This is a genomic window from Treponema sp. B152 (genome assembly GCF_024181665.1).
Lineage (GTDB): Bacteria > Spirochaetota > Spirochaetia > Treponematales > Treponemataceae > Treponema_B > Treponema_B denticola.
The window spans coordinates 1,156,360-1,175,562 of record NZ_CP058668.1; the positions used below are offsets into that span (position 1 = coordinate 1,156,360).

At 38.8% G+C, this 19,203-nt stretch carries 15 protein-coding genes; 9 read left to right on the forward strand and 6 right to left on the reverse strand.

Going from position 1 to position 19,203, the window contains the following annotated elements; all coding sequences use genetic code 11:
* Nucleotides 1-136 precede the first annotated feature (136 nt).
* The 9 genes from HYB91_RS05385 (at nucleotide 137) to HYB91_RS05425 (ending at nucleotide 11,962) form a co-directional block, all read left to right on the forward strand.
* Nucleotides 137-784 (forward strand): TetR/AcrR family transcriptional regulator, encoded by a 648-nt coding sequence (locus HYB91_RS05385; protein ID WP_002678302.1) that lies wholly within the window; start codon nucleotides 137-139, stop codon nucleotides 782-784.
* Complete coding sequence (locus tag HYB91_RS05390; RefSeq protein ID WP_002678301.1) at nucleotides 777-2,528, forward strand: ABC transporter ATP-binding protein; 1,752 nt, start codon at nucleotides 777-779, stop codon at nucleotides 2,526-2,528. Before HYB91_RS05385 ends, HYB91_RS05390 begins: the two co-directional genes overlap by 8 nt.
* Nucleotides 2,529-4,253 carry an ABC transporter ATP-binding protein gene (locus HYB91_RS05395; RefSeq protein ID WP_002678300.1) on the forward strand — a complete coding sequence of 575 codons (1,725 nt, stop codon included), beginning with the start codon at nucleotides 2,529-2,531 and terminating at the stop codon, nucleotides 4,251-4,253.
* Between the two features lie 9 nt (nucleotides 4,254-4,262).
* Nucleotides 4,263-5,771: an ABC transporter ATP-binding protein gene (locus HYB91_RS05400; protein WP_002678299.1), complete on the forward strand. Its 1,509-nt coding sequence runs from the start codon at nucleotides 4,263-4,265 to the stop codon at nucleotides 5,769-5,771.
* Nucleotides 5,771-6,478 (forward strand): energy-coupling factor transporter transmembrane component T family protein, encoded by a 708-nt coding sequence (locus HYB91_RS05405; RefSeq protein ID WP_002671103.1) that lies wholly within the window; start codon nucleotides 5,771-5,773, stop codon nucleotides 6,476-6,478. The genes HYB91_RS05400 and HYB91_RS05405 overlap by 1 nt, the downstream gene beginning before the upstream one ends.
* 14 nt (nucleotides 6,479-6,492) lie before the next feature.
* Nucleotides 6,493-7,074: an MptD family putative ECF transporter S component gene (locus HYB91_RS05410; protein WP_002669155.1), complete on the forward strand. Its 582-nt coding sequence runs from the start codon at nucleotides 6,493-6,495 to the stop codon at nucleotides 7,072-7,074.
* Nucleotides 7,075-7,133: 59 nt separating this feature from the next.
* Entirely contained in the window at nucleotides 7,134-8,225 is a 1,092-nt protein-coding gene (gene cbiD, locus HYB91_RS05415; protein WP_002678296.1) for a cobalt-precorrin-5B (C(1))-methyltransferase CbiD, read from the forward strand.
* A 123-nt stretch (nucleotides 8,226-8,348) separates the two neighbouring features.
* On the forward strand, nucleotides 8,349-10,178 hold the full coding sequence (locus tag HYB91_RS05420; protein WP_002678294.1) for an NAD(P)-binding protein: 1,830 nt from the start codon (nucleotides 8,349-8,351) through the stop codon (nucleotides 10,176-10,178).
* A complete protein-coding gene (locus HYB91_RS05425; RefSeq protein WP_002678293.1) occupies nucleotides 10,172-11,962 on the forward strand; it encodes a [FeFe] hydrogenase, group A in 1,791 nt (596 codons plus the stop codon). The genes HYB91_RS05420 and HYB91_RS05425 overlap by 7 nt, the downstream gene beginning before the upstream one ends.
* Nucleotides 11,963-11,977: 15 nt before the next feature.
* On the opposite strand, the gene HYB91_RS05430 is transcribed toward HYB91_RS05425, so the two are convergent.
* From HYB91_RS05430 to aspS, 6 genes are all read right to left on the reverse strand, one after another.
* Nucleotides 11,978-13,630 (reverse strand): ABC-F family ATP-binding cassette domain-containing protein, encoded by a 1,653-nt coding sequence (locus tag HYB91_RS05430; protein ID WP_002678292.1) that lies wholly within the window; start codon nucleotides 13,628-13,630, stop codon nucleotides 11,978-11,980.
* Between the two features lie 54 nt (nucleotides 13,631-13,684).
* Nucleotides 13,685-14,539 carry an NAD(+)/NADH kinase gene (locus HYB91_RS05435; protein ID WP_002678291.1) on the reverse strand — a complete coding sequence of 285 codons (855 nt, stop codon included), beginning with the start codon at nucleotides 14,537-14,539 and terminating at the stop codon, nucleotides 13,685-13,687.
* A gap of 41 nt (nucleotides 14,540-14,580) precedes the next feature.
* Nucleotides 14,581-15,606: a DegT/DnrJ/EryC1/StrS family aminotransferase gene (locus HYB91_RS05440; RefSeq protein ID WP_002678290.1), complete on the reverse strand. Its 1,026-nt coding sequence runs from the start codon at nucleotides 15,604-15,606 to the stop codon at nucleotides 14,581-14,583.
* Between the two features lie 5 nt (nucleotides 15,607-15,611).
* Nucleotides 15,612-16,118, reverse strand: coding sequence for a chemotaxis protein CheW (locus tag HYB91_RS05445; RefSeq protein WP_002669135.1), 507 nt, complete (start codon nucleotides 16,116-16,118; stop codon nucleotides 15,612-15,614).
* 117 nt (nucleotides 16,119-16,235) lie between these two features.
* Nucleotides 16,236-17,309: a tryptophan--tRNA ligase gene (trpS, locus tag HYB91_RS05450; protein ID WP_002678289.1), complete on the reverse strand. Its 1,074-nt coding sequence runs from the start codon at nucleotides 17,307-17,309 to the stop codon at nucleotides 16,236-16,238.
* A 7-nt stretch (nucleotides 17,310-17,316) separates the two neighbouring features.
* Nucleotides 17,317-19,080: an aspartate--tRNA ligase gene (gene aspS, locus HYB91_RS05455; RefSeq protein ID WP_253719658.1), complete on the reverse strand. Its 1,764-nt coding sequence runs from the start codon at nucleotides 19,078-19,080 to the stop codon at nucleotides 17,317-17,319.
* Nucleotides 19,081-19,203 lie beyond the last annotated feature (123 nt).

Sequence of the window (19,203 nt, forward strand, 5' to 3'; positions counted from 1 at the left end):
TTGTAAGAGCTATTGTAATAACCTAAAAATATACATTTTAATAATAAAGATACTTGACTAAAATTTAAAAAAATGATAATTTAATTATTAAAGATAATTAGATTATCGAATTAAAAATATACGGAGAAGAAGACCGGTGTCATATTGTTCGGATATAACAAAAAACAGAATTTTGGAATGCGCTAAAGAAGAGTTTTTACGGAACGGTTTTGAAAAAGCACAGGTGGGGGAGATTGCGAAAACGGCGAATGTAACCACAGGTGCAATATACCGTCACTTTAAAAATAAGGAAGAACTGTTTTTTACACTTATCGAAGATGTATATGAGTACACATTAGACATCGTAACGGATGTTGAAATTCGAAGTACTGATAAAGCGTCTATGCCGCTATCGGAAGAAACTGACGATGTTGTTATTGAAGCATTATTTTCTGAAACCATGAGGTTTGTAGATTATATGTATGAGCATTTTGATGAGTTTAAGCTGCTTCTTGCCTGTAGTAAAGGTTCACGGGTAGAAAATTTTGCGGAAGAAATTGCAGATAGATATACGCATAAAAATATGAAGCTCATTCAAACCGCAGCCGGCAAAAAATCTTCTGCAACCAAAATTAAAGAGCTTGAGGTGCATATCATTACGAAAGGTTATATAACATCATTATGTGAATGTATTATTCACGCTATTCCATACAATGATGTGAGCATGTACATCAAAAGCATTGTTACTTTTCAATATTATGGTTGGGGCGGCTTATTAAATGAATTGAGGATATATCATGAATAATAAACAAAGCAATGTGGTTTCATCTCTATTGAGATATGCGGGAAATAAAAAAGCCGATTTATATAAATCAATTTTTTGGGCAATTATAGGAGAACTGTTCGGAATGGTTCCATTTATTGCTATAGCAAAACTGATAGAAAAAATCTATTTATATGAAGCAACGTTTAAGACCGTTATATACATAACGTTAATAGCCTTATTAGGACAAATATTGAAAGGTACTTTTACATTATATTCAACGGTTATTTCACATAAGGCAACCTATCATATTTTAAAAAACATAAGAAGTAACATTGCGGAAAAAATGTTATCGGTACCCATGGGAGTAATGATTGACACACCAATAGGTACATTTAAAAACATAATGGTCGATACAGTATCAAAACTTGAAGATTCTATGGCTCACTTTATGCCGGAAATAACATCTAGTGTGATATCCCCTGCATTTTTTTTGATTTTGATTTTTCTCTTGGATTATAGAATGGGCTTTGCTTCCTTGCTTACCATTCCCTTAGGTATGCTCGGATATATCGGCATGATGAAAGATTATCAGATAAGAAGTAAGACATATGCAAAAGCGCAAAATGATATGAATAGCACCTTGGTTGAATATGTAAACGGAATAGAAGTTATCAAAGCATTTAATCAAAGTACTGCTTCTTATGAAAAATTCAGTAATGCAATAGATTTTTTTCACAACAGTACCTTGAGTTGGTGGAAGCAAAGTTGGTTTTGGTCTGCGTTTATTCAGGCAGTTACGCCTTCAACCCTGCTCGGTACTTTACCGGTCGGAGCCTATTTATATATGAACGGGCAAATAACTTTGTCAAATTTTATCGTTTGCATTATTTTACCTATCAGTTTTATAGCGCATTTTATAAAAGTAGGAAAGTATTCCGAGCAATTCAATATGGTAAAGGCAAGTTTAGGCATGATAGAATTGTTTTTGTTAAAAGATGAGCTTATAAGACCGAAAGAAAAAGTAACATTTGATAATACGTTATACCGTTTTGAAAATGTTTCCTTTGCGTATGATACGGAATTGGTAGTAAAAAATATCAGCTTTGAACTAAAACCGAATACGGTAACGGCTCTGGTAGGCTGCTCCGGATCCGGTAAATCAACTATTGCTAAATTAATGGCCGGTTTTTGGGATCCTACAAAAGGGCATATCTTTTACGGCGGCAAAAAAATATCAGAAATACCATTTGAGCAGCTTACCGGTGAAATAAGCTATGTGGCCCAAGATACTTTTTTATTTAATACAAGCATAAAAGAAAACATCAAAATAGGAAATCCCAATGCAAGCGATGAAGAAATTATTGAGGCGGCAAAAGCAGCCTCTTGCCATAATTTTATTATGGAATTGAAAGACGGCTATGATACAAAAGTCGGAGACGGAGGAGGAGAGCTTTCCGGCGGAGAGCGCCAGCGCATTACTATTGCACGCGCAATATTAAAACAATCTAAGGTCATCATTTTAGATGAAGCGACCGCTTTTGCCGATCCGGAAAATGAATATTTAATTCAAACCGCAATCAATAATCTTATAAAAGGTAAAACGCTTATTGTTGTGGCTCATCGACTTTCAACAATTACACATGCCGATACTATTTTAGTTATGAAAAACGGAGAGATTGTTGAAAGCGGTATTCATGATGAGCTTTTAAATCAACACGGTGTATATACCTCATTATGGAATAAATATGTCGGCGGAGTAGATGAAGATAAGGAAGAACAATAAATGTTTAACATTGTAAGAAGAATATTAGAAATATCAGGCGAATACCGTTCAAATGTAATTCGAGGTCTTATTTTCGGCGCATTTAAATCTTTTTTTGCTTCGTTTATGCTGTTTTCGGTTTTATTTATCCTGATAAACCTTGAAAAATTAAATATGCTCATTATTTTGCAGGCTGTTTTAATTGTAGGAATAAGTATATTGGGGAGGTTTATCTTTCAATATTTGTGTGATAGAAACCTAAGTGCATCAGGCTATGAGATTTTTAGAGACAAAAGAATTGAAATAGGAGAAAAATTAAAAAAAGCACCGATGGGGTATTTTTCGGAAAAAAATTTAGGAACAATTCAAACCATCTTAACGACGACTATTTCCGATTTAGAGGCAATGGCTATGCTTGCAGTGAACTTTATTGTAGGCGGATTTTTTCATGCGTTCAGTATGACAGTTATGCTCTTGATATTTTGTTATCCGGTAGGGCTGATATCTTTGACGGCTATTATTTTAGGGGTTGCAGTATTAGGGTTGATTGCAAAACAAGCCGAAAACTATTCATCGGTTATGCAGGAGGCGCAAGAGCAGTTAGTTACTCATGCTATCGAATACATCAGAGGCATTTCTGTGCTTCGTTCATTTAAAAAAGGAAAAGAAGGTAAAGATAAGATTGAAGAGGCTTTTTCTAAAAAGTGTAGCGTTGATATAGCTGTTACGGAAGCTACCGCATTAGTTATGAAGCTGTATGAGATGATTTATAAAGTTGCAAGTTGCGTGTTAGTATTTGTTGCAGTGATCTTGTATTTACATCATAGTATTCCGCTTTCGTATACACTTATGTTTATTGTATCCGCATTTTTGATATTTATGGAATTGGAGTTAATAAACAACGGGGCATTTTTAAGCAAAATGTTAGCAACACAATTGGATCGATTGGAATATATTTCCGACATTCCTTCTTTAGATGAAAATGGAAAGGATATAACTATAAACTCCTATGATATAGAGTTTAAAAACGTTGACTTCGGCTATAACGAAAGGACAATCTTAAAAGATGTCAATTTAAAAGTAAACTCAAAAAGCAGCTTAGCGATTGTAGGCGCTTCCGGTTCGGGTAAAACAACATTGTGTAATTTAATAGCGCGGTTTTGGGATGTACAAAAAGGCGAAGTGCTGATCGGCGGAAGGAATGTAAAAGACTTTACTTCCGAAAGTTTATTAAAAAACATCAGTATGGTTTTTCAAAAAGTTTATTTATTTAACGATACGATTGAAAACAATATAAAATTCGGAAATCCGAATGCTTCTCATGAAGAGGTTATAGCAGCGTGCAAAAGAGCCTGTTGTCATGATTTTATTATGAACTTTCCGGATGGATACCGCACCCTTATCGGCGAGGGCGGTTCTACCTTATCAGGAGGAGAAAAACAAAGAATATCCATTGCACGGGCAATTCTTAAAGATGCTCCGATTATTATTCTTGATGAAGCAACTTCGAGCGTTGATCCTGAAAATGAGCATTTATTAATCAGTGCGATACGGGAGTTAACAAAAAATAAGACGTTTATAAGTATTGCTCATAGATTATCTACCGTTAGAGAAGCTGATCATATTATCGTTATAGATAAAGGCAGAGTTGTGCAGCAGGGAAGTCATAAAGAGTTGATTAAGCAAGAAGGAATTTACAAGCATTTTATCGAAATACGCGAAAAATCCATCGGCTGGCATATATAGGATAATTGAATGGCAGATAGTATTGTTGATTTTGATGATGTAAGTTTTAGCTATGGAACACAAACAGAAGGTTCTTTAAAGCATATCAATCTTAAAATAGAAGAAGGAGAATGTATTGTCCTCACAGGACAATCCGGCTGCGGAAAAACAACTATTATGAGGTTGATAAACGGTTTAATACCTCATTTTTTTGAAGGCAGTTTGACAGGATGTGTGAAAATTCTTGGTAAAGACACAAAAACTACTTCTGTAGGAGAGCTCGGCAGAAACATTGCTTCCATATTTCAAAATCCGAGGAGTCAATTTTTTACAACAAACACCACGGCAGAAGCGGCATTTGCTTGTGAAAATTACGGAATAGAGAGAGCCGAAATGATAAAGGGCGTCGACAATGCGTTTTATGATTTTGACGCTAAATGCCTTATGAATAGAGATATGTTCTCTTTGTCAAGCGGAGAAAAACAAAAGATTGCTATTATTGCTGCAAAAACTTTAAATCCTAACATATATGTTTTTGATGAGCCATCTGCCAACTTGGATATTCATGCAATTATGCAGTTACAAGAAATGATACGGAAGCTGAAAGAAGCAGGACATACGGTTATTGTTTCGGAACATCGCTTATTTTATTTGAAAAACTTATGTGATAGATGTTTTATCATGAGTAACGGAAATATCGTTAAAGAATTATGTAAAAGTGATATTGAAAATATGAATACAGCCGATTTGACAAACTATAAACTGAGAACATTTAATATAGAAGAAATCGGGTTGAATAGGGAAAATAAAACAGAATATGAGAGAAGCGACAACATAAAACTTGAAATTAAAAAATTATCTTTTTCATATAAACATTCTAAGAAGCTTTTAGACAATATCAATATAACGGCTTATGCAGGGGATACCATTGCAATTATCGGACAAAACGGTGAAGGTAAAACTACTTTAGGGAAAATTATTGCAGGCTTATTAAAATCCGCTCATGGCCGATTTTTCCTTGACAGCAAACAGGTAAAACAAAAAGAATTATATAAAAGTGTTTATTTTGTCATGCAGGAATCTGATTATCAATTATATTCAGATTCTGTTTTATCCGAGCTATATGTAAGTTCCGGATTATCCAGCAAAAGGAATACGCAAAAAATCGAATGTATAATGAAATTATTACATATCTTTGCATATAAAGAAAAGCATCCATGGGCACTATCAGGGGGTCAGAAGCAGCGGGTAACTATTGCGGCAGCGATGGCTTCAAATAAATCTATTCTTATTTTTGATGAGCCGACTTCCGGGCTTGATTACGAAAATATGAAAGCAGTCTCAAAAGCAATAAACATTCTGAGCCGACAAGGAACCGTAAACTTTGTTATTTCCCATGATTTGGAATTTCTTAGCCGAGTTGCAACAAGAGCCGTTTTTATAGCAAACGGTACAATCGGCGGAAGTATCAGTTTAAAAAATAATCGAGACTTTAGAACCGTAAAAGATTTTTTGTTACGGAATGGGGTTGCAAAGTAATGTTTAAGCGCTGTAAACGATATGGAATAAAATATGATCCAAGAATTAAATTATTGCAAGTTTTATTAGTAAGTGTTTTTGTTTTTACATTACCGGGTAAAAAATATGAGATATTGCTTTTTTTATCGGTCTTTATCTTTGCAATAATGAGCGGGATAAATAAAACTGCTGTTAAATTTCTATTTGTATACAGCGGGCTTTTTATAGCAGCCGAGATAAGTCCTTTATTTATCGCAACAACAATACATTATTTTCTTTTATGTTTTGTTACAATACTACTTGCTGCAACAAACTTGATGAGAACTGCTGAAATATCGGAAATATTGGCTACCTTACAAAATATGAAAATTCCATACTACATCAATATTCCTTTAGCGGTTATCCTGCGTTTTTTTCCTACGATAAAACAAGACATTGTTTGCATTAAACAAGGAATAAAGACTAGAGGAATAGATGTTTCTCTATTGGGTGTATTAAAGCATCCATGTAAAATGTACGAAATGATGTTGATACCGTTCTTAATGAGAATGTTATCTACTGCAACGGAATTAGCCGCTTCCGTTGAAACACGAGGATTAGGTGTTTCAGGTAAAAAAACAAGCTATAGAGAAGTTCGTTTCGGGATGCTTGATATATTGCTATTGATAATAATGCTTGTTTTTTATACAGCTGTTGTTGTTATGAAAATAAAAAATATTGAATTTTAAGGAGAACTTAACTTATGGAAGGAAAAAGAAATTTTCAAATTAAAGATTTGATTATTACGGCATTGATGGTTCTATGCTCACAGATTTTGTACAGAATACTGTCTTTTCTATTTATGTCGCCATACACAATGCTTTTAACAATGCCTATCTGGGCAATCATCGGAGCAATTGCTTATTTCTTAGTACCTGCTAAAACAAAAAATCCATGGATGATATTATTGTTTTGTATACTTACAAGTATTATAGGCTTTTATCCGCCATATATAATCAGCTGCATCATTGGCGGTGTTCTTGCAATGCTCATCGCAAGAATAAAAGGAATTGAAAATTATAAAGGCTTGACAATCGGATATATACTATTTTGTGTTCTTGCAAGTTTTGGAGGAATGTATGTGCCGTTTTTATTTTATGCAGAGCAAACACTTAATGCATATAAAGAAATGTTTGGAGCCGAGTATTTGGAAACGTTAACTAAACTTGTTTCACCTACAATAACCGTAATAATGCTTATTATAACGGCGCTATGCGGATGTATTGGAGCGCTTATCTCGAAAAAGCTTCTTAAAAAACATTTTGAAAAAGCAGGTATGATTTAAGAAAGGGTGTATATCCTCTTTCAAAAACCCATTTTTAATGCTATAATCTTATCTATAAAATGAAACTGGATTTATATATCGACAAAGATGGACAAAAGCTAAGATGCGGATATACGACGGGGAGTTGTGCGGCGGCGGCGGCTAAGGCTGCGGCTTTAATTTTAGGCGGTGAAACTATGACCTCGGTTAAAATCGATACGCCTGCAGGACTTGTCCTTGACCTTCCTGTAGAGCATTGCCGCTCCTATAAAGACACAGACGGAACAGCTATTGGAGAGGCAGCCGTTCAAAAAGATGCAGGAGACGATCCGGACAGCACCGACGGCATCTATATCCATGCTCGGGTATCTTATAGAAACGATGGGAAGGTTCTAATTGACGGTGGAGAGGGTATAGGAAGAATTACCAAAAAAGGGCTTTTCGGAGAAGTAGGGGAGGCTGCCATTAATCCCGTACCCCGTCAAATGATAGAAAAAGAAGTTTTAAAGGTCTCAGAAAAGGGCTTCAATGTAGAAATTTTCAGTCCTCAAGGAGCCGAAATCGGCAAAAAAACCTTTAATAAAAATATCGGTGTTGAAGGCGGCATCTCTATTATCGGCACAAAGGGCATAGTCTATCCTATGAGCGAAGATGCCATCAAAAAAACCATCTACCTTGAAATAGATGGAATATTACAAAATTCGAAAAAAAAAGAAATACTTTTGGTGCCGGGAAACTACGGGGAAGGCCTTAAAGGAAAACTAAACACTATAATAGACCTTCCCACCGTAAAAATTTCAAACTATATAGGAGATAGTTTAAGCTATGCCTATTCTAAAGGCTTTAAAACCATGACCTTACTCGGACACATAGGTAAATTCGCTAAACTTTCCATAGGTATTTTTAATACCCATAACCGCACCGCCGACACACGCATGGAAGCCTTTGTCTATTACCTTGCCATGCATGGGGCAGACAAAAAAACAATCGAAACGGTCAATGCCTTTTTAACGGCTGAAGAAGCCTTCAACTATCTTGTTGAAAACAAGATTGAAATGATTCTCAAAGCCATGGAAAGAGGAGCCGAAGAAAGAATCAAAAAATACCTCAAGGATGACAGCCTTTCGATAAGGGTTTTAATTTATTCGATGAAGCACGGCCTTGTAGAATGAACAATTTATAATTTTATAGTAAGTTATAAAATTAAAACTTGCTATTTTAATAAACATATTGTACAATTAAAGGTATAAGTGGATTTAACTTAGGTTAATATATATGATATAAGGAGTGTGCAAATGAGTCGACTTGAGATATTTTCACAAAACCGGTCTCAAATTATAATTGAAGAACTGTATGAGAATCTTCAACATCGAATTGAAGCAAGTCCTCCCGGACTTTGTCCCGTTTACATAACACGAGCCTTTATTGAAATGTGTCATGCCCAAACTTGCGGAAAATGTGCACCATGCCGTATAGGTCTTTTACAGTTAAAGCATATTTTAACTGATGTCCTAAACGGAAAATCAACAATGAAAACCCTTGATCTTATTGAAGAAACTGCTAAATCTATAAGGGAAACAGCAGACTGCGCTTTGGGTTATGAAGCAGCCGATATGGTTTATAAAAGCATAATCTATTGCCGTGATGACTTCGAAGAGCATATAAAACACGGAAGATGCGGCTGTATAACAACTCAGCCCGTACCCTGTGTAGCCCTCTGTCCTGCAAATGTGGATATTCCGGGCTATATTGCCCTTGTCAGGGATGAAAGATATGCCGATGCCGTCCGCTTAATCAGAAAGGACAATCCGTTTCCTTCTACATGTGCCTTTATCTGTGAACATCCTTGCGAGCATAGGTGCCGGCGAAATATGGTAGACAGTGCCATAAATATACGGGGACTAAAAAGAGTTGCCGTTGAATTTGCCGGAAAAGTTCCGCCTCCACCATGTGCACCCTCTACAGGAAAATCGATCGCCATAGTCGGGGGCGGCCCTGCAGGGCTTACCGCGGCTTATTATTTACAGCTCATGGGGCATCAGACAACCGTATATGAGATGCTGCCCAAATTAGGAGGAATGCTCCGTTACGGTATACCTAATTACCGTCTTCCTAAGGACAGGTTGGATGAAGATATAGATGCAATTCTTGAAACCGGAGTTAAAGTCGTTTACGGTAAAAAAATAGGAACCGATATAGAACTCAATGAACTTATAAAAGATAATGATGCGGCTATAATAGCAATTGGAGCCTCAACCGACAAAAAGCTGGGCCTTGAAGGAGAAGATTCGGAAGGCGTTATCTCCGCTGTTCAATTCCTTAGAGATGTGGGAATGGATAAGGGCATGGATTTAACAGGTAAAAAAACTGCAATAATAGGAGGCGGAAATGTTGCCATGGATGCAGTGCGTACTGCTGTCCGCCTAAAATCGGAAAAAGTTACCTGTCTTTACCGAAGGCGTGTAGCCGATATGACGGCTCTTCCTGCCGAAATAGAAGGAGCCTTAGCCGAAGGTGTAGAAATGATGACCCTAAAAGCTCCTTCAAAACTTGAAGTAAAGAATGGAAAACTCACAGGCGTTTGGGTTACTCCTCAGATGATTTCCAAAATAAAAGACGGGCGAGCCTCCGTTGTATCTACAGGAGAACCTGATATTTTTATTCCGTGTGAAGTGCTTGTCGTTGCAATAGGTCAGGATATCGAAACTCAACATTATGAAGATTCCGGTGTACCTGTTGATCGAGGAAAGCTTTTTACCATGCCCAGCGCAAGTTTTCAAGGAATGCCTGGCTTATTTTCAGGCGGAGACTGTGCTTCAGGCCCCGCTACGGTTATAAAGGCCATTGCCGCCGGAAAAGTTATGGCCGCAAATATAGACGAATATTTAGGCTATAGCCACACTATAAGCTGTGATATAGAAATTCCCATTCCCAATATTGATGACCGCCTTGCTTGCGGAAGGGTTGAACTTGGAGAGAGGGAAGCTTCTGAAAGAATAAAGGATTTTGAAGGCGTAGAATTCTGTATGAGTAAAAAGGAAGCTTGTCAAGAATCAAATCGCTGTCTTAAATGCGATCACTTCGGATTTGGTATATTTAAAGGAGGACGGGAACGATTATGGTAAACTTGACTATAGATAATATAAAAATATCGGCTAAAGAAAACATGACGATTATGGAAGCTGCAGAAAGCGCTGGAATCCCTATACCGAAACTTTGTTTTTTAAAAGGAATAAATGAAATTGCTGCCTGCCGTGTATGTGTTGTTGAACTGGAAGGAAAAGAAAAACTTATAACCGCTTGTAATAATTCCGTTGAAGAAGGAATGGTTGTATACACTAACAGCCCCAAGGTAAGAATTGACAGAAGAAGAACCGTTCAGATGATTTTGTCACAGCATGATTGTAAGTGTGCCATCTGTGTAAGAAGCGGAAACTGTACCTTACAAACTCTTGCAAACGATCTTAACATTCAAGATATTTTATATGAAGAACAGCTTGAAGATCAGCCATGGGATAAGAATTTTCCTCTTATACGGGATTCAAAAAAATGTATTAAATGTATGCGCTGTATTCAGGTTTGCGATAAGATCCAAAGCCTGAACATTTGGGAGTTGGAAGGAACGGGAGCAAGAACTACAATAAATGTTTCAGGCTCAAGGACTATAGCCGATGCAGACTGCTCTTTATGCGGTCAGTGTATTACCCATTGTCCCGTGGGTGCCTTACGTGAAAGAGATGACACGGAAAAATTCTGGAGGGCAGTTGCAAATCCTGATAAGGTTGTTGTCGTGCAAGTAGCCCCTGCAATACGTACGGCTTGGGGAGAACATATCGGCCTTGATCTAAAAGATGCTTCCGTAAACAAAATATTTGATGCATTAAAAAGAATAGGAGCCGACTACGTATTTGATACAGCCTTTTCGGCAGATTTAACCATAATGGAAGAAGCCTATGAATTTATTGAACGTTTTTCGAAGGGAGAGCTAAAAGATAAACCGATGTTTACCTCCTGTTGTCCCGGATGGGTTCGCTTTATAAAAAGCCAATATCCTCATTTGGTTTCTCATCTATCTTCCGCTAAGTCTCCCATGCAGATGTTCGGTGCGGTTATGAAGTCATATTTTGCAGAAAAAATCGGTAAAAAACCTGAGGATATTTTCTCTGTAGCTATTATGCCCTGTGTTGCAAAAAAAGGTGAAATTAGCATGGAGCTTTTCTATGGAGAGTATGCAGGACATGACATGGACTGTGTTTTGACTACGCGGGAATTTGTAAGGATGATTAAGTCTGCTCATATTCTCCCCGAAACCCTTAAAGAAACGGAACCTGATAAACTTTTCCATGATGCTTCAGGAGCCGGAATTATTTTCGGAGCTACAGGCGGTGTTATGGAGGCCGCCTTACGTACAGCCTATTATGCCATTATGGGAAAAAATTGTCCGCCGGATGCTTTTAAGGTTGTAAGGCATTCTTCGCAAGAAGAGTCGGGCATTATTGAAGCATCTTTTACCTTAAAAGAAAATAATTTACGGATTGCCGTAACCAGCGGACTTGCCAATACCAGACGGCTTATAGATTCTATAGAAGCAGGCGAAAAACACTATGATTTTGTAGAAATTATGGCTTGCCCCGGCGGATGCGTAGGAGGCGGAGGGCAACCGATACATGAATCCGGTGAATTGGCTGTTAAAAGAGGCAGTAATTTATACTTTATCGATAAGAACTCAAAAGTGCGGTATTCTCATGAAAACGAATGCATAAAAGCTCTCTATAATGATTTCTTTGAAAAGCCGAACAGCCACAAAGCGCACAGTCTTTTACATACGGACCATTTTATATGGGAAATGCCGAGAAGTCCGAAGCGGGATCGAAAGGGCTATGTTATAAACGAGAAATTTCAATCATAATTATAGAACAGATTTTTAAATCTGCATCTTTTTGGTGTTGCCGTATAGTTCTTCACGCAGCTTTTTGATGTGTTCGTCTTTTATATAGTCGTCAAAATTCATCATCCTATCGATTACGCCGTTGGGTGTAATTTCGATAATTCTATTTGCAATTGAAGAAATAAATTCGTGGTCATGGGAGTTAAAAAGAATAACGCCGGGGAATTCCACAAGGGCATCATTTAAGCTCGTGATAGCTTCAAGGTCGAGATGGTTTGTCGGCTCATCCAATATTAAAACATTTGCTCCCGAAAGCATGAGCTTACTCAACATACAGCGTACCTTTTCGCCTCCGGATAGAACATTTACGGGCTTTAATGACTCATCACCCGAAAAAAGCATTCGGCCTAAAAAGCCTCTTACATAGGCATCATCTTGGTCGGGGGAATATTGTTTAAGCCATTCGGTAATATTTAAATCGTTATTAAAATACTCGGCATTGTCCTTATTAAGGTAGGCATGGGATACGGTCTGTCCCCAGTAAACATCTCCCGAATCGGGGTTTAATTTTCCGGTTAAAATATCGAAGAGGGCGGTTTTGGAATTATGCTCTTGGCCTACAAAGGCTATCTTATCGGTTCTGTTTACCGTAAACGAAAAATCGCTTAAAAGCTGAATGCCCTTTTCTTCCGCAGTGTCGGGTGTCTTATAAAAAATTTTTTCGGTGCGGACAACATTGTTTCCGATTTCCCTATTGGGCTTAAAATGAACATAAGGGAATTTACGGCTCGTAACTTCAATTTCTTCTAAGGCCAGTTTATCATAAACTTTTTTTCGGCTGGTTGCCTGACGGCTCTTTGCAGCATTTGAAGCAAAGCGTAGGATAAACTCTCTCAAATCCTTCATCTTTTCTTCTCTCTTCTTTTGTTGGTCCTTAGCCTGCCTTTGCATAATTCTGCTCATCTGATACCAGAAATCGTAGTTACCGGAATACAGACGGATTTTTCCGTAGTCAATGTCGCAGACATGGGTACAAACTGCATTTAAAAAATGCCTGTCGTGAGAAACAACAATTATAATATTGGGAAAGTCTATTAAAAACTCTTCAAGCCATGCTATGGATTCAAGGTCTAAACCGTTTGTCGGTTCGTCCAAAAGAAGAATATCGGGGGTGCCGAAGATAGCCTGAGCCAGCAAGACCCGCACCTTCTGTCCCTCATCCAGTTCGCTCATCATTCTGTCATGGTAGTTTTCATCAAGGCCCAAACCTGAAAGGATCTGCTCTATCTGATTTTCAGCTTCCCAGCCGTTTAAATCGGCAAATTCGGCTTCCAACTCCGAAGCCCTTATTCCGTCTTCTTCGCTAAAATTTTCTTTTGCATAAATGGCTTCTCTTTCATTTCTAACATTGTAGAGCTTAGGATAGCCCATAAAAACCGTGTCTTTTACACTGTACTCATCAAAGGCAAAGTGATCCTGCCTTAAAACAGCCATTCTCTCTCCGGGGGTAATACTGAACTCACCTGAGTCATGCTCCAATTCTCCCGAAAGCACTTTTAAAAAAGTAGACTTTCCGGCTCCGTTTGCGCCGATAATTCCGTAGCAGTTGCCTTTTGTAAATTTTAAATTGACATCCTTAAAAAGCGGCCTGTCGCCGAACTTTAAACTTAAATCGCTTACTGTAATCATAAGCTACGATAATACAACAAAGGGGAGAAAATGTCAATCAATTCAATTTTTGCATCAATTCAGTTTGGGCGATGAAGAACCCGACCAGCCGAGCTTTGAGCGCAGGGCCTTGTAAAAATTATCGGGAGAACAACCTGCCATTTTTACCTTATTGGGAGACTCGCTTATTATAATCTCATCGGCTTCTTGTAAAGAAACCATCTCCTGTCCGTCAATAGAAACTATAATGTCTTTTGCTCTTGCAGGAAGAATTTTTATCTTCATTTGACCCGATGATGGTAGAACCAAGGGGCGGTTCGATAAGGAAAAAGGAGAAATAGGGGTCAAAACAAAGGCCGATACATCGGGGTCTAAGATTGGTCCTCCCGAAGCTGCCGAGTAGGCAGTTGAACCTGTAGGAGTAGAAACTATTACCCCGTCAGCTCTAAAAACACCGAAAGAAATTCCGTTAAAGGAAATATCCAAGTTTATCAGCTTTGCTATGCCCGAACCGGAAACAACTGCATCATTTAAGGCTTCATATTTTACAATTTCTTTATTTTTCCGTTTTATCGAAGCTGAAAGGAGCATCCTTTTATGTAAGGCTTGTTCGCCATTTAAGAGGTGTAAAAGTTCGCCTTCCCATTCCTTGGGTTCGATATTTGCTATAAAGCCGAATCTCCCTAAATTTATCGGAAAAACGGGGATGTGCCGCGGAGCACTGTAACGGGCAGTAAATAAAACCGTACCGTCTCCGCCGAGACTTATTGCAAGGTCATAGTCTTCATTTAATTCGGGAGAATGGGAGATGCCGTCATATTTATATACAAAAGAATCGATTCCCTTTGCCGATAAAAAAGCTTCGATTTCTTTACAAATCTTTTTTGCATTGGGTTTTTCGATACTTAAAACTATAAGGGCTTTTTTCAAAATTTCTCCTTAAAAGCTCGGGCCTAATTTTATAAAAGAAATTAGGGCAGGGTAGCTAAAACTCTTGCAATCTCGGACGACTTTTTTGCTCCCAATCGCGGATAAAGAGGAAAAAGGACACATCTTAATAAAAGAGAAGATGCATTTATAAAACTTTCTTGATTTTCTTTTAAGTATTCGACAGTAGAATTTTTAAAAGCAAGCTCTATGTCTATATCCTTTTTTGCCGCATATTTTTGCACATCCGAAACTCCCGAATTTAAAATAACCGGAAAAGAATAAACCGGATTTACCGTGTCTTCTTTTTGAGCTATAGTTTTATGTTTTCCCTGCATCAAAGAGCGGATATAGGACTCGTGCATTTCCTTGCGCTGCTCCATGTTTTTTGCCATCTGCTTCAACTGAACAAAAGCCAAGGAAGCATTTATGTCGGGTAATTGGTCCGTAAGAGGGGATTCGTCATAAAGCTTTTTTAAGACTATTGCATTCCGCCTTTCGGGAGCAAGTAATACGGCACCTCCTCCGCCTGTTAGAATATCTTTTTCTTCCAGTCCCAAAATCGAAAAGACTCCCATACTGCCGGCATATTTTTCCTTGTAGGCAGCTCCTGCACTTTGAGAAATATCTTCTATTACGGGAATGGTTAAGCTTAATATCTTTTCCATATCCGGTAAAAAACCCAAGGTTTCATGTAGGACAAGAACTCTTCCGCCGGCTTGAACCGCATTTTCAATGCTTTCAAAGGAAGGAAAAACGGAATCGGCTTCTACATCAAGCACAATCGGTTTATACCCTTGGCGGTTTAATTCTACATATTGCCAAGAGGGTGCAAGGCTTGAGATAATAACCGATGAACCGTTTTCAAGGTTTAAGGCTTTTAAAGCATAATTTAAAGCTATGGCCGGGCTTCTAAATGCGGCGGCTCCTGCCGTTTGAAAGGTCTCGCAAACCTGCTTGATAAGCTTTTGGTTCATCTCGCCGGGGCCTATTTTTTCCTCGACCATACATGTAAGAACAGCATCCATTTCGGAGCGTCTTATAGTGGAACTGTAAACGGGTATTTTCATAATTTTTATAAATTCGTAATCTTCTGTAATTCTTTCGGATTAAAGAGCCTGTGAATATCCAAGATTATCAGATAACCCGGATCTCGGCGGACAACGCCGTTAATGTACTCGGCTCCGATACCTGCAATCATCTGGGGCGGAGGCTGTATTTCTTCTTTTTTTACGTCAACAACACGGGCTACTCTATCGATTATAATACCTATTTTATTGTTCTCAACCTTTATGATTATAAAGCCGCCCAAAAACTCATCGCCTTCATCCAAAGAAGCCTTTTTTATATGAAATCTCTTGTGAAGACTTATTACCGGAATAATTTCGCTTCGTAGGTTAAAAATTCCTTCAACATAATACGGAGCATTCGGAATAGGCCTTACATCCTGAACCCTGACTATTTGGTCAACATCCATAATTTCTACACCGTAAAGTTCTTCTCCAAGTTGGAATGTAACTAATTTTAAAAGGTCATCATTTTCGACCTTGGCCTTTTTATTAAGGCCTCCTGCATTTGCCATATAGTTTCCTTCCTCCAATATTTAAGATATTATCATACAAACACATAAAATTCAAGGGGAAAATGGAGATGTTTTAGTTTTATTTAGTTAAAACTCGTCGTCAGCTTTGCTGATGTGTCACATTCCCTCAAAATAGTTTATTTTCATTGCAGAGCGGACAGAATGAGTTGTAGCTGCGGCTTTTTCCCTTGCTTTTTTGGTGCCTTCAATCAGGATTTGATAAACGGAAGGGAGGTCTTTTTGAAAGGCCTCTCTTTTTTCCCTGATTGGCCTAAGTTCTTCCTGTAAAATATTGTTTAAGAATTTTTTAATTTTAACATCGCCTAGGCCGCCTTTTCGGTAATGCTCCTTAACCTCATCCAAGCATGAATAATCGCTCCAAAACTCAGGAAAGTGCTCATTTCGGGCAAAGGCATCGAGATATGTAAATACCGGATTCCCTTCAACCTTCCCCGGATCTTCAACACGAAGGTGATTAGGGTCTGTAAACATTCCCATTACCTTCTTTTTGATTTCTTCGGGGCTGTCCGAAATATAAATACAGTTGCCGAGCGACTTACTCATCTTAGCTTTTCCGTCGGTTCCGGGAAGCCGGCCGCAGGTTTTGTTTGCAGGCAAAAGCTCCTTGGGCTCTACCAAAGTTTCCCCGTAAAGAGAATTAAAGGAGCGGACTATTTCGCGCGTTTGCTCAATCATGGGCATCTGGTCTTCGCCTACAGGAACCGTATTTGCCAAAAAGGCCGTAATATCGGCTGCCTGACTTATAGGGTAGGTTAAAAACCCTACAGGGATACCGGTGTTACCGCCGGCGTTGGCACCGATGTTAAAGCCTCTCAGCTTAATCTCATTTTTTACTGTAGGGTTCCGTTCAAGGCGGGCCAGGGTAACGAGATTCATATAATAAAAGGTAAGCTCGCAAAGTTCAGGGATTTGAGTCTGCACGAGGATTGTCGATTTTTGAGGATCTATTCCGCAGGCAAGATAATCCAAGGCCACTTCGATAACGCTTGCACGCACTTTTTCAAGATTATCCGCATTGTCGGTTGTAGCCTGCGCATCGGCAATCATAATATAAATTTCGTCATACTTGCCCGAATCCTGCAAGGCCACCCTGTTTTTTAAGGAGCCTACATAGTGTCCGATATGAAGTTTTCCTGTGGGTCTATCCCCGGTCAAAATAATGTTTTTCATTTAAGCCTCATTCCTTAATCGCCAAATGCAATTCGTCCAGCTGCTTTTGGTCTACTTCGCTGGGGCTGTCGTCCATGGGGCTTACTGCAAAGGAGTTTTTCGGGAAGGCGATTACTTCTTTTATCGAGGTTTCGCCTGCCATAATCATCACTATGCGGTCAAGTCCCGGAGCAATGCCGCCGTGGGGCGGGGCACCGTATTTAAAGGCTTCCGTTAAAAAGCCGAACTTCTTTTCCGCCTCGCTTTCGTCAAAACCGACAATCTTAAAGATACGCTTTTGCAGTTCTGGATTATGGATTCTTATGGAGCCGGAGGCTACCTCATATCCGTTTAAGACAAGGTCGTAAAGATCGCCTTTTACGGGTTCGGGATTTTCTTCCATTGTTGCAATATATTTTTCTTGAGGGGCCGAGAACATGTGATGAGCCGGATCCCATTTGTTTTCTTCCTCATTCCATTCAAAGAGGGGGAAGTCCACAATCCAAGCAAATTTAAATTCGGCAGGGTTTAAAAGGCCTAAGTCTTTTCCGAGCTTGCTTCTGACGGCTCCCAAGGCCGTACAGGCAATCTTGTACTTATCGGCTACAAAAAGAATTAAGTCGCCTTTTTCGGCTCCGAGTTTTGAGCAAATTTCCGCTTCCTTTCCTTCAAAGAATTTGGAAATACCGCCTTCAAGTTTTGCACCGCCTTCCGTTACCTTAATCCAAGCCAAACCCTTTGCCTTGTAGATTTTGGCTGCGGCTTCAAGCTCTTCAATTTTTTTACGGCTATAGGCTTCCGCCTGTCCTTTTACTACCAATGCCTTGACGGCTCCGCCTAAAGAAAGGGCATCTTTAAAGACTGCAAAGTTTCCGATTTCGGCCATAAAGTCTGCATCCTGCATCTTCATTTCAAAACGGAGATCGGGCTTATCGGTGCCGTAAACATCGATAGCTTCATCGTAGCTTATGCGTTCAAAGGTGTTCGGAAGGTCTACATTTATGCTCTTTTTAAAAGCATACTGCATCATTCCTTCGGTTAAGCTTAAAACATCTTCGCGGGAAGCAAAGCTCATTTCAAGGTCGATTTGAGTGAACTCGGGCTGTCTGTCGCCTCGGGCATCCTCGTCGCGGTAGCAGCGTGCAATTTGAAAATATTTATCAAAACCCGATACCATTAAAATCTGCTTATAAATCTGCGGAGATTGGGGTAGGGCATAGAATTTTCCCGGATAAAGGCGGGAGGGAACCAGATAGTCGCGGGCTCCTTCCGGCGTGGACTTAATAAATGTCGGGGTTTCAATTTCCAAAAATTCTTTTGAAGTTAAAAATTCGCGGACAGCAAAGGTAAACTTGGAGCGCAACATAATATGGTCCTGCATTGCCTTTGAGCGCAAATCCAAATACCTGTATTTAAGCCGCAAATCTTCGTTTGCATTTGTTTTTTCGTCAATCTGAAAAGGAAGCACCTCGCTTTTTGAAAGCACTTCAATCTTTAAGGCCTTAACTTCGATTTCTCCCGTTGCCATTTCCTTGTTTATCATAGAATCGGGGCGCGGTCTTACAAGCCCCTCAACGGCAATACAGAATTCCTGCTTGAGGCTTATAGCAAGAGCTTTTAATTCTTCGCTTGCATCATCGTCCACAACCACCTGAGTCAAACCGTAACGGTCGCGTAAATTTAAAAAAGTAATACCGCCGTGATCCCTTTTTCGGTGAATCCAGCCGTTTAAAACAACAGTTTTTCCTGCAAAATCCTTATTTAAGCCGCCGCAGGTTACGGTTCTTTGCATTTTTTCCATAATTAAATATTATAGTTAAAATGCAAAAGCTATGCAAGAGTGCATGAAGATTTTATTGTGGAGATTTTATCTTAAAAAAATAAGGATGTCATCTTAAAAAAAGATTGACAAAAG

Bases quoted from the DNA above. Each gene is read 5' to 3' on its own strand.
- HYB91_RS05420 (WP_002678294.1), top strand. From the start codon at position 8,349: ATGAGTCGACTTGAGATATTTTCACAAAACCGGTCTCAAATTATAATT.
- HYB91_RS05405 (WP_002671103.1), top strand. From the start codon at position 5,771: ATGTTTAAGCGCTGTAAACGATATGGAATAAAATATGATCCAAGAATT.
- HYB91_RS05445 (WP_002669135.1), bottom strand. From the start codon at position 16,118: ATGGCAAATGCAGGAGGCCTTAATAAAAAGGCCAAGGTCGAAAATGAT.
- HYB91_RS05395 (WP_002678300.1), top strand. From the start codon at position 2,529: ATGTTTAACATTGTAAGAAGAATATTAGAAATATCAGGCGAATACCGT.
- aspS (WP_253719658.1), bottom strand. From the start codon at position 19,080: ATGCAAAGAACCGTAACCTGCGGCGGCTTAAATAAGGATTTTGCAGGA.
- HYB91_RS05400 (WP_002678299.1), top strand. From the start codon at position 4,263: ATGGCAGATAGTATTGTTGATTTTGATGATGTAAGTTTTAGCTATGGA.
- HYB91_RS05410 (WP_002669155.1), top strand. From the start codon at position 6,493: ATGGAAGGAAAAAGAAATTTTCAAATTAAAGATTTGATTATTACGGCA.
- HYB91_RS05440 (WP_002678290.1), bottom strand. From the start codon at position 15,606: ATGAAAATACCCGTTTACAGTTCCACTATAAGACGCTCCGAAATGGAT.
- HYB91_RS05430 (WP_002678292.1), bottom strand. From the start codon at position 13,630: ATGATTACAGTAAGCGATTTAAGTTTAAAGTTCGGCGACAGGCCGCTT.
- HYB91_RS05425 (WP_002678293.1), top strand. From the start codon at position 10,172: ATGGTAAACTTGACTATAGATAATATAAAAATATCGGCTAAAGAAAAC.
- cbiD (WP_002678296.1), top strand. From the start codon at position 7,134: ATGAAACTGGATTTATATATCGACAAAGATGGACAAAAGCTAAGATGC.
- trpS (WP_002678289.1), bottom strand. From the start codon at position 17,309: ATGAAAAACATTATTTTGACCGGGGATAGACCCACAGGAAAACTTCAT.
- HYB91_RS05390 (WP_002678301.1), top strand. From the start codon at position 777: ATGAATAATAAACAAAGCAATGTGGTTTCATCTCTATTGAGATATGCG.